At 55.8% G+C, this 14,656-nt stretch carries 12 protein-coding genes and 1 pseudogene; 4 read left to right on the forward strand and 9 right to left on the reverse strand.

What is annotated here, in order from left to right; genetic code table 11:
• Window positions 1–112: 112 nt before the first annotated feature.
• Window positions 113–712, forward strand: a complete 600-nt coding sequence (locus F3W81_RS01875) for a hypothetical protein (RefSeq protein ID WP_193081977.1) — start codon at window positions 113–115, stop codon at window positions 710–712.
• Window positions 713–968: 256 nt separating this feature from the next.
• On the opposite strand, the gene F3W81_RS01880 is transcribed toward F3W81_RS01875, so the two are convergent.
• From F3W81_RS01880 to F3W81_RS01895, 4 genes are all read right to left on the reverse strand, one after another.
• A complete protein-coding gene (locus tag F3W81_RS01880; protein ID WP_226941809.1) occupies window positions 969–2,006 on the reverse strand; it encodes a hypothetical protein in 1,038 nt (345 codons plus the stop codon).
• A 391-nt stretch (window positions 2,007–2,397) separates the two neighbouring features.
• Entirely contained in the window at window positions 2,398–3,783 is a 1,386-nt protein-coding gene (locus tag F3W81_RS01885) for a phospholipase effector Tle1 domain-containing protein (protein ID WP_264298882.1), read from the reverse strand.
• 888 nt (window positions 3,784–4,671) lie between these two features.
• The gene (locus tag F3W81_RS01890) at window positions 4,672–6,363 is read right to left on the reverse strand and encodes a GMC family oxidoreductase (protein ID WP_193081979.1); all 1,692 of its coding nucleotides are present in this window, start codon (window positions 6,361–6,363) and stop codon (window positions 4,672–4,674) included.
• A 340-nt stretch (window positions 6,364–6,703) separates the two neighbouring features.
• A complete protein-coding gene (locus F3W81_RS01895) occupies window positions 6,704–7,459 on the reverse strand; it encodes a LysR substrate-binding domain-containing protein (protein WP_193081980.1) in 756 nt (251 codons plus the stop codon).
• Between the two features lie 146 nt (window positions 7,460–7,605).
• Here F3W81_RS01895 and F3W81_RS01900 point away from each other — a divergent pair, with 146 nt between their 5' ends.
• A complete protein-coding gene (locus tag F3W81_RS01900) occupies window positions 7,606–8,397 on the forward strand; it encodes an isochorismatase family protein (RefSeq protein WP_226941810.1) in 792 nt (263 codons plus the stop codon).
• 391 nt (window positions 8,398–8,788) lie between these two features.
• Here F3W81_RS01900 and F3W81_RS01910 read toward each other — a convergent pair whose 3' ends face one another.
• A complete protein-coding gene (locus F3W81_RS01910) occupies window positions 8,789–8,944 on the reverse strand; it encodes a DDE-type integrase/transposase/recombinase (protein ID WP_193081982.1) in 156 nt (51 codons plus the stop codon).
• 334 nt (window positions 8,945–9,278) lie between these two features.
• Here F3W81_RS01910 and F3W81_RS20685 point away from each other — a divergent pair.
• Window positions 9,279–9,462 (forward strand): annotated as a pseudogene (locus F3W81_RS20685) (IS3 family transposase); the annotation flags it as partial.
• 306 nt (window positions 9,463–9,768) lie between these two features.
• Here F3W81_RS20685 and F3W81_RS01915 read toward each other — a convergent pair.
• From F3W81_RS01915 to F3W81_RS01930, 4 genes are all read right to left on the reverse strand, one after another.
• On the reverse strand, window positions 9,769–10,518 hold the full coding sequence (locus F3W81_RS01915) for an SDR family NAD(P)-dependent oxidoreductase (protein WP_193081983.1): 750 nt from the start codon (window positions 10,516–10,518) through the stop codon (window positions 9,769–9,771).
• Window positions 10,519–10,633: 115 nt separating this feature from the next.
• The gene (locus F3W81_RS01920; RefSeq protein WP_193081984.1) at window positions 10,634–11,623 is read right to left on the reverse strand and encodes an alpha/beta fold hydrolase; all 990 of its coding nucleotides are present in this window, start codon (window positions 11,621–11,623) and stop codon (window positions 10,634–10,636) included.
• A 175-nt stretch (window positions 11,624–11,798) separates the two neighbouring features.
• Entirely contained in the window at window positions 11,799–12,419 is a 621-nt protein-coding gene (locus F3W81_RS01925; RefSeq protein WP_193081985.1) for an NADPH-dependent F420 reductase, read from the reverse strand.
• A 170-nt stretch (window positions 12,420–12,589) separates the two neighbouring features.
• Entirely contained in the window at window positions 12,590–13,339 is a 750-nt protein-coding gene (locus F3W81_RS01930) for an alpha/beta fold hydrolase (RefSeq protein ID WP_226941812.1), read from the reverse strand.
• A gap of 62 nt (window positions 13,340–13,401) precedes the next feature.
• On the opposite strand from F3W81_RS01930, the gene F3W81_RS01935 reads away from it, so the two are divergent.
• Window positions 13,402–14,472 (forward strand): LysR family transcriptional regulator, encoded by a 1,071-nt coding sequence (locus tag F3W81_RS01935; RefSeq protein ID WP_226941813.1) that lies wholly within the window; start codon window positions 13,402–13,404, stop codon window positions 14,470–14,472.
• Window positions 14,473–14,656 lie beyond the last annotated feature (184 nt).

The following is a 14,656-nucleotide window of genomic DNA, read 5'->3' on the forward strand; positions in this document are numbered from 1 at the left end:
TCTGCTGAGCGGACAATCCTGCCGTTGTTTGAAAGCGCTCCACACCAAATTGTTCTTTATTAGTTCGCCGCCGAACCCTAGGGTTACCATTAAAGGCAAAAAGGACAGATAAATGAAAATTAGGGTTAGTCAGTTCATCGACTTTGCGTACGGCGACAAGCGCCAAGACAAGGCCAAAGTAAAAAGCATAATTAGCGACCTCGATTTGCCGTATGATCCTATTAAGGATCGTTACAAGCAGTTCCGAGAAGCACTTATTTCTTTTGAAAATAAAAAAATTTCAACTGAGAAATTTCGCTCGCTGCATTCTAGCGTTTCCGCAAACAAGTCCACTGGATACCAAGTTCTGTGTCAAAACTATCTGGACTTGAAAGAGGATCATGCACTCATTTGGCAGGGGCATAGTCCGGTTGAAGCTGATATTTCTGGCTTAAGCATAACAACAGCTTGGTACTTGCGCACAGAGGCAAACAACCAGAGGAGGATTATTTTCCTACATTTCGGAAAAGAACAACTACCTCGGAAGAAGGAGCGAGGCCTGTTAACTATTCTTCGCTTGGCTCGACCAGAGTCGGCGGGAGTTGGCATTCTCAATATTCAGCCAGGAACACTAATAACTGCGACGCGAATGGATCAACGCGAGGCCGAATACCTACAGGGACGCGCTAAAAAATTTCTAGCTTGCGCTAAAAGTCTCCAGGCCGACGTTTAAAGGCTTTGAGCGCTACTAATTGGCTTCAACACAGAGGGCTTAAACCGGACTTGCGACGATGCGGCGCGCAAATCTTGACCCTTCAGGCTTCGGCGTGACCAACCGGATGACCGATCCCGGCTCGAAGCGAAAACAGAAAAATAAAAATTAAAAAAGAGTTTGCTCTCCAAATGCTTGAAAGTTCCGTCATAGCGCAACTTATGCCATTTTTAAAAAAGACAATATCCCCAAGCGATTTTAAAATTTTATATTAAATTCACATCCAAAACACATAATCTTGAACATGATACTCAGCCATATGCGCAAGCCGTTTATCTTCTACATCAATTGCTCTCAGTCCCGTCTTGATACTTTCTGGGACCTCCCTACCGTTTGGATTTTGAATGAAGACGTTAGGCAGAGCAGTAGCGGATCCAAAATCAAAAAGTCCATGTCTGTCAATCAAATCATCTTCTGCCAGGGCCCTTTGAAAGTATGTCATATGCCTTATCAATATAATTCCATCTATACTGGGATATGTGACCGGATCACCTGAAGAATCGATGTTCCACGTGTCTAAAGTCAACAACCCTCCTCTAATTCCAAGTAAAGACCCAATGGGCTCGTAGATGTAGTCATCCCAAACTATCACAGATATATTTGCTCCTGGGACTGTAGGGAAACCCGAGAATTTCTTTTCGCAACTAACCAAAAAATCTTTGACTGGGGTGTCCCGTGGGAGAGTGACGCTTTGATCCGAAACTAGCTCATCGATTTGCTCTAGTGGAACCAAACCTCTATGAGGCAATTGAATTCCATTGCTCGCCCTTTTCGCTTGATGATCAAGCAATGATGGGGATTTTACTTCAAATAGAAACTGGTGATCTGGTGTGCTGACCATTAATTCAGGTCGCTTCCCCGTGCGGCCAGCCGGCTCAAGAAAAAACGAAGTATTTTCTGGCCAAGACAACCCAAGAACCCTCTCAATAACAAGGATCTCAGCAAGTACTTGCAAAATCTGCTGGTAGTGCATCCGATCACTTTGGCGATTTGAGAGAGAGGCAATTCGAGAAACAAATGACACCCCCTCATTAGGCATCTTCGCCTCAATCTTGGCGCATCTACTAGCCAGCGCCAAGCCAACAGAATGTGGTCGGTATTGAGAAAAATGATACTTCAGCCAGTGCCAATCATTGGCAGTAATTAAATCAACAGCAAATAAATACATACAACAAATGTCCCTGCGAACACGTTGCCCCATGACGGAAACAACAAATTTCCGACGGGGGTCCGAAGCATAATCCTTTAAGTCCATTTTACTATCAAATTTTGTGCTTTCTGAGTTTTCTCCGGCCGATATTTATATTATCCCGGATTGAGCCTTCAACATGTCCAAATTTGTACTTTGTTTGCCAAGCGTTGCAAAGCCTGCTCTTGCGCACGGCCGACCTTGGTGCGCAGCGCAGCATCGGGGCTTCGGTCTGCTACGGTTTGAATGGCCACTTTTGCAATTCTGACACAGAACCTTCACGTTTGCAGCGAAGGTCCGGAATCCGCCCTTCATGTCAGATGCTGCACCTGCGAAACCGAAGCGCGCGACCGGCAAGTTTGGGCCGTCTCCGGCCCTCCGCTGCGCTTGGCACGAAGGTCGGCTCTTGGCCGCCCTTGCTTATAGGTGGCCCCGAAAGTTTGGCCTCCGCCTTTTCCTATTCCTCGTAATAGAACTTCAAATCGCGCCGCCCTCTCAGTTGCGCAGGCCGGTAGGGTTTGACCTCGCCGCACTGGGCAACGGCTTTCGCTCGCACGCGCTCTTGGACCGAAGGGTGGAGAGGAAAGTCGTCGCCAACTTCTCGGATACCTTTCTTCCAGCCTATGCGATACGGACCAAACGCAACCATCGCGTCTTCGCGGTGCTGCAGGCCGAATGGGTCAGGTGCACGATTGAGGAAATTCTCATTGATAAGGATCGACGGAACACATTCCTTTAGCTCGTCCACCATCCAGTCAAGGGCAATGTCGCTGAGGCGGGATTCGGCCTCGGGATAGCTTCCGCCGATGTCGCTGTGGCAGCCCGGAAACCAGACTTGCTTGAGCCACTTCGGCTCGCGGTCTTTGGTCTCAATCGCCGCCGCCTTGGATGCCCATCCAACTCTAGGAAAGTCGGCACGGTCTTCGTCGATTGCCATGGCGTGGCGCGCGTATTTGACGTCTGGATCAAGCCACTTGTCGTAGTTGCGCTTGTTCCAGGCGGCAAAATGCCCGGTCTTGATGATTTGAGCCCAATCGCTTGGCCGCCAGAGCCTGAGACTGCGATCGGGATCATCCGAGAAGTACTTGAAATTATCAAGCAACAGTTCACTGAGCTGCCAGATCAGAGCGATGAGGAGTACTCCAAGTGGGATGATCAAGAGCCATGACCATGCGAGCATCAAGCTGGCGGCAAAGGCAGCGCCGACAGCGAAGGTGCCCCCCCAGACCAGCGTGCGCACGATGGCGGTCCGCAATGAAGCCACCGTGTCAAAAACCCCGATAAAAGTTGGCTGGACGTTGCCTTGATTGTCTACACCTTCCAGAGGAAAGCTAGAATACTTCTTGCGAAACCGACGGCCAAGCTCTTCGCGGTTCACAAAATACGGGTTCTCTGTCCGCGGTTTTCCCGCACCGTGGTTGTAGACAAACTTCACCGCGTCTGTAGCTATCTTGCGCAAACCGGGCCCATAACGCGGAACCGCCGAACTATCAGGCATCTGTGTTGGGATGCCGCAGAGGTTCATGACATTGGCAAGCGCTCTGACTGTATAGGCACCTCGCGAGAACCCGAACAGCAGCACACGGTCCCCTGGCTCATAATGCGCGATGATCTGTTCATAGCAATCGATGATGTTGTGATCGATGCCTGTGCCGACTGCGCTTTCCAGAATTGGCTTGATACGACCGAAGAGTCCGCCGCTTTCGCCGGTTCCCAGACCTGGGTCGTAGAATGCTACTTGGTCCTTTGGGGGAATCCGGCCCAGGCCGCATCGCCCGATACATCTTGTAGACGTTCGAAAGCCGCTGGTCAGGCCTGGCGCCGCCCATCTGGCCGGTTCCATCCGAGAAGATGCAGATATTCTTGACCATTTGTCACCCTATCGGTGAATACCAAGGATCGGCTGCAATCCTTAAAGTTCGGCGATCGCCTCTGATGGAGTGGAGTGGGTTGCAGTGAGTGTAGTTCGCCCGATTCGTGACAAATTAGAACATAGCAGAAATGCATGAGTCCACCTGATATTGTAGTTGATAGACAGAGTGTGCTCGATATCTTCCATACAACACATTAAATGTAATTCTTTCCGACGACGGTTGATCTCAACCGGATCGATCTGTCTGACCTTCAGACCAATCTTGAAAAGAGTTGCCGATGGCCGCTGAAGCAGAGGTCCGTTTGTCCCGCAATGTGGTCGCCCATTACCCGGAAATGCTACGCATTGGAGCGAATGGCAGCGTCGCAGATTGGACGCTGGTGGCGAGTGACCGGTAAGGGCAGGTAGCAAAAGGCAAGATTTTCTGCTCCTGCGATATGATGCAGCGTAGCATTTGGTAAAGAGGGCTTGGACCGGACGTGTGGCTGCGCAGCGTGAACACAGCGGGCCCAAACCGCCTCGGCGATCATAGCAACGGTTCGCAGCCAGGCCAAAATGGACTCATATCTTGTTATCCGCCCGCCGAGGAAGCAAGCGCAGGCCGGCGGTCTTCGGTCAAGTTAACCGCGTGACAAGGGCAATGGATGTGGAGCATCTTTCAAGACGCTTTCTTAGTAAGTGCGATCAGGTCGCTGGGTCGTTTGCCGCCTTTGACTTTTGAGGGGGGGGGGTATTGCCAGCTGGCCATTTCATCGCAGAATTCGCCCGGCCCTAAGTTACGGGCTGCGCGGTATTATCGGCGCCACGTCCCGAGACGTGCCGCCGAAGTTGTTCTCTCGAAATCTCGAATCCAAGCGGTTACAATTCGGCAAAGACTGCGAACGGGCGGGATGCCGTCGGCAATCTCGTGCCAGAAAGCAGAGCGCCAAGACGTTCACCTATCACCACACAGGGGGCCATGGTGTTACCTGTAGTGACCCTGGGCATTATGGACGCGTCAGCGATCCGCAAGTTAGCGATACCGTAGACACGCAGCTCGGAATCAACCACGGACATCTCGTCTGTGCCCATCTTGGCGGTCCCGGACTGATGCCAGACGGTTGACGCCGTAAGTCGCACAAAGGCGCGCAGTGCCTCACCGCTCAGATTTCCCGGCATGACCTCGCGTTTGGCAAACGGCATCAATGCCGCGCTGTTGCCAATATCACGGCATAGCTCGACACTGCGGGCGAGGGCGGTCAGATCGTCGGGATGCGAAAGGACATTTGCATCGATGGCCACTGGGTCATTCGGATTGGGACCTGTCAAGTGTACGACACCCCTACTTTTGGGGCGAACCAAGCCAGGGAGCAAGGACCACGACGCGGCAGGCGGCGGTCCGTAATTGCCAATCGCTTCCTGTGTAGCGATCGGAACTTCGATCAGGAAGGCCTGGATGTCCGGAGTTTCAAGCGCCTCGTTGCTTTTCCAGAAAAAGGTGGCCTCACCGAGATTGTTGCGCGGCTCGATCACCTCGGGACTTTCCCAGACACAACCCGCGACCATGACATGATCCTGAAAGTTGCGCCCGACCCCTGGCAGATGCGCGACGGGTTTTATGCTGTGGCGGGACAGCATCTCGCTATCCCCGATACCGGACTGCATAAGCAGCTTCGGCGTCCCGATCGCCCCGAGCGACAGGACGGTTTCGCGGCCTGCCCGGATGGCGATCTGCCGACCCTCATGCGTGATCTGCACACCCACGGCCTTACCATTCTCGATGGTGATCCGGTTGACTGTGGTATGGGTCAGGATCGTGAGGTTGGATTGCGCCATCAGAGGTCGGATGTAGCGTTGGAACACGGATGAACGCGCGCCGTCGCGGATCGCCACGTTGCAGAGCGCCGCGCCGCCTGCTCCTTCCATCATCGCACCGTTGTGATCTGCGAAGGTCGGCAGTCCTGACGCCGCAGCGCCCCGAAGCATAGCATCCGCAATCGGATGAGGGTTCTGCGCCGGCTCGACGGGCAGAATGCCGCCATGTCCACGGCGGAGCGGATCGGGGGCGCCGCTCCAGTCCTCTATCGCCCGATAGATCTTGAGAATTGCCTCATAGTTCCATGCGGGGTCCTGGGTCTCAGCCGCAAAGAAGTCCCAGTCACTGGCATGGCCCCGGGCCCAGACCATGGCATTGACCGATGACCCGCCGCCTAAACCTTTGCCCATGGATAGCGGCATCGCTCGACCATCCAAATATGGGCTGGGCTCGGCAACAAATCCCCAGTCGCGCTCAGAGCCGAGATTGGTAGGCCAGAGGGAAGGATCTGAGACGCTGAGTGCCTCGTCGTCACCGCCTGCCTCAATCAGCAGGACAGTAACATCGCGGTTTTCGGCAAGCCTTCGCGCCACAACAGAGCCGGACGACCCTGCTCCGCACACGATAAAATCGTACAGAGGCCTCAGATTGGCGCGAAGCTCTGCCTGATTGGCGATGGCGCTTTTTTGCAGTGCAGCCCTATCGCCCGCTAATTTGTTGCCTGCCCCGGGGTTTTGCGGCGTTTCATTGGTCATGACAGATCCTTCATTGTGCTGTTCCCGTCAGACATGACCGCAGGAGTGCTTTCCTTGAGGCCTCTGGCGAGGCTCATAAGGGGGGCGCAAACGCAATCAGTTTATAAGCTATGCGGGACGATGCGGGTTGAAAGGCGTTCGAAGGGTCGGCACGGCGATCCGATACGGGTATCGCTTTGCGTCGCACTCCTGAGCCTAGCGTCAACAACTGATGGCAGATCCGCATCATGAATGAAAACGATGGATATGCAGTGTGAAGATGCACGGCGTTCATTATGGGGTGATGGACGTGAACCTCTCCCCAGGACATTCACAAAAACCTGGCGACCTGGCTCTGGCATCAACTAGGAACGCCTTTTGGCATCAGTTCCACAGCACGCTGCACGATTTTACGAAACCATAGATGTGCCGGATCATGATCGTTGCGGTTGTGCCAAATTCCGCGGAAGGTTGAGTGGCTGACCGGATAGGGTGGCAAAACCATCAGTAAATCGTCGGTTGCGACAAACAGGCGTGCCAATGAACAGGGCAGAATACTGAGCATCTCCGTCCTTTCCATCACTGAAGCGATAACCATCGAATGGGCGATCGTGATGCGGTATCGTGGAACTGCGCCGATCGTCGCCAGTGCCTCCTGCAATGCATTCCGGTCGAACATCTCGGATTGACGCGCAAGCCCTCGTTCGAGAATGAAACCGTCCACCGCGCCCTCCTCCTTTCCGCCGACTGAGATCGTCAGCAGAGGATAGGTGACCATGTCCTGTAGGGTCAGTTTGGGTCCCGCGGCTGGGTGCGAAGAGTGCATGATGACCAGATCGCCCTCAGTCATGAGAGCAAATGATCTGAAATGCTCAGGGATTTTCTGGAATACACCCATGGCAAGGTCGATGCGACCGACATCGATCTGCTCTGCCAAGTTGAGGCGCTTTCCCGCACGCAGCAGGTTCCTGTCCTCATAGACGGCATTGAAGATCTTGATCAGGTTCAGATCGATAGGGCCAAGAGCCGGTGCAGCCATTAGTTGAATTTCGTGCAGTTTCAACATGAAGAGCCATCGTTTCCGCTGCAGCAGGTAGTGTGACAGGTTTTGGATCACGGACCTAAGCCCCATCCGCGCGATCATCCGATCACCGAAAGAGCGCCAATCCTAACGCCACGCAATATGCGGGCTGCGGGTGCAATCCCCACGGCACTTCACCCGGCGGAGCGCGCGGGCACAATCAACCTCCAATGGAGACTGCTATGAAATCCCTGAACAACATCAAAAAAACTTTCCTTGCCTTCACCGCAGGCGCGTCGATGCTCTTGCAGCCAGTCATCGTGCCATCCGCCGCATATGCCCAAGAAGCGACCTCGACATTGCACCTTGACGGTCTGTCAAGAACGCCGACGGAGGCCGCAAAGAACGCGCTGTTTGATCCAAACGATGCGGTTTTGCTTTTGCTCGACCACCAGACAGGCCTGTTCCAGAGCGTGAACGACATCAGTATCGAAGAACTGCGCCGAAACACAGTTGCGCTTGCCAAGATCGCAGAGCAGGCGAACATCCCGATCTTCTACACCGCATCCGAGCCTGATGGTTCCAACGGTCCGATCATGGATGAGCTACCCGAAGCGATGCCAAACGCACAATATGTTGCGCGCAAGGGTGAAATCAGCGCATGGGATAACGCTGACTTTGTTGCCGCTGTCGAGGCAACGGGCCGAAAGACTCTGCTCATCGCGGGTGTCTGGACGAGCGTTTGTGTCGCCTTCCCCGCACTGCAAGCCAAAGCCGAAGGCTATGACGTGTTCGTTGTGATGGATGCTTCCGGCGACGTGAGCAAAATGGCGTCGAATGCGGCGATGATGCGCATGGCAAACGAAGGTATCGTGCCTGTCACCACCAACTCGATCCTCAGCGAAACACAGCGCACATGGAACCGTCCCGACGCTGCCGACTGGGGCGTTCTTTACGGTGAGGTGTCTCCCGGCTACCATGCTGTGTCAGAAAGCTTCAACCGCGCTCAGGAAGCTGCCCAAGCCGCTGAATGAGATAAAGCTTCTCAGAAGAACAGAGGCTGACACCAGTGGTCGCGCGTACTGTGCGGCCACTTCACGAGTGAGGTACTCCCCGATCGCTGGCTAGGATCTGGCGTAATTTCCGCTACTCGTTGCACCTGTCGATTGGGTTAGTTGTTATCATCTCTCTGCCAATAGACCAGCGCCGGTGGTGTGCCGCCCAAAGCTGAATGAGGGCGCTGGTGGGTGTAGAAGGTTATCCATTTCCGGAAAGCCATCTTCGTCTCGCAGCCGGTCTCCCAACCAAGCAGCTAGACGCACTCGTACTTCAGTTTCCACCAAATACTCGCGATGAAGATGTTATCGAGGAAGCGCATGTTTCCGTTCATCACGAGGCGCACAGAATCCGGCGCAGCCTGTCGGTTTAGGCGAAGGACGTGAACCGAGATCCTTGATCGGTATTTATGATCTTGCGCGGCCCGAACTCGCGGATGTCCCCGGTCAGCGCCTCAACACAGAAGTTTGCCTCCATGGTGTTCGAGATACGCCAGGTCAGGACCTTGCCAGTGTACCAATCCATGATAGCGACCAGATAAAGGCAGTCGCGCCGTATGGGGAGGTAGGGTGTATACGAGCACCCGCTGCCCGGTGGGGACATGCGCAGCATTATCCCGTGAGGGGGGGCTAGTTGGAGCGCTCTACACGCAGACCGCTGAGCAGATAGTGATAGATCTCGTGTACCTTCGATGGCCTGCTGGTTTTGTGATTTTGGTAAATCGCCATGGGCCTCATGAGGCGCACCGTCCGCCGGATACGCTTCTCGCTCACGAGGTGCCCGTCACTGCGCATGTACCAGATCACCCACTGCGCGGCAGTTTTCTGCAATGAATTCAGGTATGGTGTGGACGCGTGCTGATGAGCCGCTTAACGGGTGGGTATTCGATACCCTGCTGGACGCCAGACGCAAAATGGCGCTACGAAAGCAAAACTGTCACACCGTACTCATCGCTTGGAAACCAAACGCCGCAGGAAGCGCGACGGACGCTCGAGTATCTTGAGGGCTCTCCGCCCGGAACGATTGCCCAAAAGCACCCCTAGAGACGACCAAACGACGGACCAATGGGGGCAAGTCATACTAGGTTTCTCTGGGGATGATTTGAGCTTCCGACAAAACAAAAGCCGGTTCTAGGCTCGAAGTTTGTTAATATCGACGGAATCCAGTTTCAAGGAAGGAGTTCGTGGATCTGATTGTTGCGTTGCTCCGCCGCGACGACTTTGAGGAAAATGTCTCATGAGTGTAGACTTGTCCTGATCTGTTTGCAGTCCTTGCATTATGCTGTCGTCCGGGACGGTGATGCGTGGAGCCGACTAAAGTCCAAGGAGCGCGCCTGGGGCTGGCGATCTTCAGAGTTGCGTTATGCCGCCATCGGCGACCAGATCGATGCCCGTGGAATAGCTGCTTTCGTCGGATGCAAGAAACAGAATTGCCGAGGCCATTTCTTCCGCGCGACCTATACGGCCTAATGGGGTAAGCCTTTCAACGTGGCCGAGCGCCTCATCAGCCTCGTCTTGTGTCTCAAAGCGGTCTTTCGTGATGGGGGTGTCGATGGACCCTGGACTGAGCGTATTGACCCGGATGTTGCGATCAAGCAGTTCGTTCGCCCAGCTTCGCGCAAAAGAGCGGACCGCCGCCTTGCTTGCTGCATAGGTGCTGTGCGCTGCATATCCCTTGAGGTGCAGGTTCGAAGCGATCAGCACCACGGCACCGCCGCGCGACATCAGGGGCAACGCCTTTTGCACCGTGAAGAAGACGCCCCTCGCATTCACACCAAAGGTCATATCGAAATGATCTGGTGTTGCATCTTCAAGTGGCTGCGGTTCCACATAGCCCGCATTGGCCACGAGAATGTCGATGACGCCTTTTTCGGCGGAGACTTGAGCGTAGAGGCGATCCAGATCAGCCAAGCTCGCGACATCGCCATTCACCGTTGAAACATTCCGGCCAATCGCCAAGCGCGCGGCTTCCAGCGTCTCCGCCCTTCGCCCGGTGATGAACACATGTGCGCCTTCGGCAACAAAGCGATGCGCCGTGGCCAAACCTATTCCGCTGCTGCCGCCCGTGATGACGGCAACTTTTCCTTGTAGTCTGGCCACTGATTGACCTCCTTGTTGAAGTTGAATGTCTGCATCTCCGTAAGATGCCGTCTCCCGCTGTTCGGTTTGCGCCGCATCGAGCGCAGCCTGGAGCTGTTCATGGGAGTTTGCGCCTTCAGGCCTTGATGAAGGCAAGCAGGTCCGCGTTGATCAGGTCGGCGTGCGTCGTCGCCATGCCGTGGGGCAGTCCGTCGTAAACCTTTAGAGCGCCCTGGCTGAGCAGTTTCACGGTAGGCATCGCAGTGTTGCTGATGGGAACAACCTGATCGTCATCGCCATGCATGACCAATGTTGGCACATCGATGCTTTTCAGGTCGGCGGTGAAGTTCGTTTCCGACCAGGCCTTGATGCCGTCATAGTGCGCCTTTGCCGACCCCATCATGCCTTGACGCCACCAGTTGCGGATCGCGCCATCGCTGACCGTCGCGTCTGGCCGGTTGAAGCCGTAGAAGGGGCCGCTCGCCACGTCGAGGTAGAATTGTGCCCGATTGGCCGCCAGTCCGGAGCGGAACCCGTCGAACACTTCCATGCTCAGACCGCCCGGGTTGTCCGCGGATGCCAGCATGATCGGCGTGACCGCCCCGATTAGAACGGCCTTCGCTATCCGACCTTCCGGTTGACCATGCCGCGCCACATAGCGCGCCACTTCGCCACCACCTGTCGAGTGCCCGATATGGACCGCATCTCTCAGGTCAAGGTGCTGGGCCAGGGCCGCGACATCGGCCGCGTAGTGATCCATGTCATGGCCGTCAGAGACTTGGGCTGAGCGACCGTGACCGCGCCTGTCGTGGGCAATGACACGATAGCCATGATTAAGGAAAAACAGCATCTGGGTGTCCCAGTCGTCCGCGCTCAGCGGCCAGCCGTGGTGAAAGACGATCGGTTGAGCGTCCTTGGGACCCCAATCCTTGAAAAAAATCACTGCGCCATCTGTGGCTGTAATAGAGTTCATAATCATATTCCTTGTGTCTGAAAGAGCATCGGGAAGGTGGGTTTGTGCTGCGGCAGGAAGAACAGCGAGCGCCGCCGCACCAAGGCCCAGACTAAGGACGGCGCGGCGATCGGTTTCATAGGCGGCGTGCACGTAAAAGTCGGGTTTGGGCATGACTGCCTCCTTGAATGATTCAAAGCTCTGATCTTGCGTCCTTCGATGGTGTGCGGCATCTCCAAGGGCGGTGAGGACGTGTGCCGCATTTTTCGCGACCTCGGGCAATGATTGGCTCCCGCACTTGGATTAGAGGCGCGCAGGTTGCGTGTCCGGGCACCTGAAACCCCGCGTCTTACGCGGCGGCGAGGGCAGCCTGCATGCCGGCCCGGTCAAGCGGGATGCAATAACCCGGTGTGTCTGGCTGAAAGCGACGGCCTTCGGCCAACGGTCCGGCGTCAACAACATCAAAGCCAAACTGATCAAACAATTCGGTCACTATTTCTTTGGCCGCGGCGTTTTCACCGGCGATTGGCAATGCCCGACGCTTAGCTGCGCCAGCTGGTCGACCGTCCTTTTCAATATCAGCGGCCGCTATGGCGTTGAAGGCCTTCACAATCTGCGACTCTGGCAGATGGCGGGCAATCAGCTCGCTGCTGGTCAGCTCGCCACGATCGAGATCCTCGAGCTGTCCATCCCGAGCGGCGTAGTAGTTGTTTGCGTCCACAACGATTTTGCCTTTCAGTTCGGCAATCGGTATCGTCTGATAGGCTTTCAATGGAATGGCGATCACCACAAAATCGCCAAAGGCAGCGGCTTCGGCCGTCGTCCCTGCCTTGCAGCCTGTCGAGCCAACAAGGCTGAACAGTGTTTCCGGGCCGCGGCTGTTGGAAATCATGACATCATGCCCTGCCTTCATTGCAACGGCGGCGACGGCGCGGCCGATGAAACCCGCGCCAATAATTCCGATTTTCATGTGGATGTTCCTTAGATGAGAATTGCAGACAGGGGGGGGCGGGCTATAAGTTGAACCAGACCCTTCGTCGTGTAGCTCGCAATCGGGCGGTCGGCCGCCCGTGGGTGGGCGACGCGTCAGTGCGCATCACCCTGCGATATTTGCTGCGGCCAGAGCCGCTCCGAGGTGGCTCAGAGCCCGGCGGCAACTGCGGCGGCCTCGATCACGTCGGCCACATCTTGGGGGTGCGACAGAAACACCGAATGGCTTGCGTCGATCTCGGTTACGTCAGACCCGGCCCGGGCATACATCGAGCGCTGCAGGTCGGGATTGATCATCCGGTCCGATGTGGTGAGGACGGCAAAGCTGGGCTTGTACTGCCAGGCCGGCGCACCGATCGGAGTGCCCCAGATCTGACCATTCATCGGGATCTGCGAGATTGCCATGAACTCCGCCGTCGCTGCGGGCACATCGGCCGCGAAATCAGCCGGGAACTGTGCGGGATCGACCAGAAGGAAACCGTCCGAGGTCGCCGTGATGCTGTGCGAGGCGGGCGGCGTGCCTTCGGACATGGCCCCCAGGACGTCGCCCTCGGCGGGTGCGAAGGCGGCGACGTAGACCAGGCTGGCCACATTGGCGTGATTTCCTGCCTCGGTGATGACCGCGCCGCCGTAGCTGTGACCGACCAGAACGGCCGGGCCTGACTGGCCATCCAGAATGCGGTTGGTCGCCGCCACGTCATCGGCGACCGAGGTCATCGGCTGCTGGACGACGCTGACGGTATAGCCATCGGCCTGAAGGATTTCGGCGACCGGCTTCCAGCCCGAACCGTCGGCAAAGGCGCCGTGGACCAGGACGACATTGCGGACCGGTTCGGCAGATGCGGCTCCGGCAAGACTGGCGACAGAGACGGCGGCGAGAAGGGTTTTCGACAGGGTCATGCTATTCTCCTGCATCTTGCGGACGATGCCTGCAGACGCGTTTGCTAAAGGGGGGTAAGGTCGTGACACAAGCGATGTCACAGTTCCAACGACAGCGGAAACGATGGCTCTTCATCTTCAAGCTGCACGAAATTCAACAAGGAGCTGTCATGGCTATTGGCCCTATCGATCTGAACCTGATCAAGATCTTCAATGCCGTCTATGAGGACAGGAACCTGCTGCGTGCGGGAAAGCGGCTCAACCTGAGCGCGTCGGCTGTCAGTCATGCGCTGACCCGGCTTCGCCATGTGGTCGGCGACGAGCTGTTCGTGCGAACTCCTAGCGGCATGATGCCGACCGCCCGCGCGGACGCAATGGCACAGGATCTGACGGATTCATTGAACAGGATTGTCGCGACCCTCGGTGTGGACCCATTTAGCCCAGCCACATCGACGCGTCAGTTCGTGCTTGCCGCCAACGATCATCTCGCCTCTGTTATCATGCCCCACTTGACCCGGCTGATGAGCGCCGAAGCGCCGAGGATACAGTTGGTTGTGCGCCCGGCGACGCGGCTCGACCTGGCAGAGCAGATCGACGTCGGTCGCATCGACCTTGCCATGGGTGTATTCCAGAAAATCCCTGAGCATTTCAGATCATTTGCTCTCATGACTGAGGGCGATCTGGTCATCATGCACTCTTCGCACCCAGCCGCGGGACGCAAACTGACCCTACAGGACATGGTCACCTATCCTCTGCTGACGATCTCAGTCGGCGGAAAGGAGGAGGGCGCGGTGGACGGTTTCATTCTCGAACGAGGGCTTGCGCGTCAATCCGAGATGTTCGACCGGAATGCATTGCAGGAGGCACTGGCGACGATCGGCGCAGTTCCACGATACCACATCACGATCGCCCATTCGATGGTTATCGCTTCAGTGATGGAAAGGACGGAGATGCTCAGTATTCTGCCCTGTTCATTGGCACGCCTGTTTGTCGCAACCGACGATTTACTGATGGTTTTGCCACCCTATCCGGTCAGCCACTCAACCTTCCGCGGAATTTGGCACAACCGCAACGATCATGATCCGGCACATCTATGGTTTCGTAAAATCGTGCAGCGTGCTGTGGAGCTGATGCCAAAAGGCGTTCCTAGTTGATGCCAGAGCCAGGTCGCCAGGTTTTTGTGAATGTCCTGGGGGAGAGGTTCACTTCCATCACCCCATAATGAACGCCGTGCATCTTCACACTGCATATCCATCGTTTTCATTCATGATGCGGATCTGCCATCAGTTTTTGACGCTAGGCTCAGGAGTGCGACGCAAAGCGATACCGTATCGGATC

This window comes from Pseudooceanicola spongiae, from assembly GCF_014899185.1.
Taxonomy (GTDB): Bacteria; Pseudomonadota; Alphaproteobacteria; order Rhodobacterales; family Rhodobacteraceae; genus Pseudooceanicola; species Pseudooceanicola spongiae.

Coding starts and splice junctions, on each gene's coding strand:
- F3W81_RS01875 (WP_193081977.1), top strand. CDS start 113: ATGAAAATTAGGGTTAGTCAGTTCATCGACTTTGCGTACGGCGACAAG.
- F3W81_RS01880 (WP_226941809.1), bottom strand. CDS start 2,006: ATGGACTTAAAGGATTATGCTTCGGACCCCCGTCGGAAATTTGTTGTT.
- F3W81_RS01885 (WP_264298882.1), bottom strand. CDS start 3,783: ATGGAACCGGCCAGATGGGCGGCGCCAGGCCTGACCAGCGGCTTTCGA.
- F3W81_RS01890 (WP_193081979.1), bottom strand. CDS start 6,363: ATGACCAATGAAACGCCGCAAAACCCCGGGGCAGGCAACAAATTAGCG.
- F3W81_RS01900 (WP_226941810.1), top strand. CDS start 7,606: ATGAAATCCCTGAACAACATCAAAAAAACTTTCCTTGCCTTCACCGCA.
- F3W81_RS01910 (WP_193081982.1), bottom strand. CDS start 8,944: ATGGATTGGTACACTGGCAAGGTCCTGACCTGGCGTATCTCGAACACC.
- F3W81_RS01920 (WP_193081984.1), bottom strand. CDS start 11,623: ATGCCCAAACCCGACTTTTACGTGCACGCCGCCTATGAAACCGATCGC.
- F3W81_RS01925 (WP_193081985.1), bottom strand. CDS start 12,419: ATGAAAATCGGAATTATTGGCGCGGGTTTCATCGGCCGCGCCGTCGCC.
- F3W81_RS01930 (WP_226941812.1), bottom strand. CDS start 13,339: ATGACCCTGTCGAAAACCCTTCTCGCCGCCGTCTCTGTCGCCAGTCTT.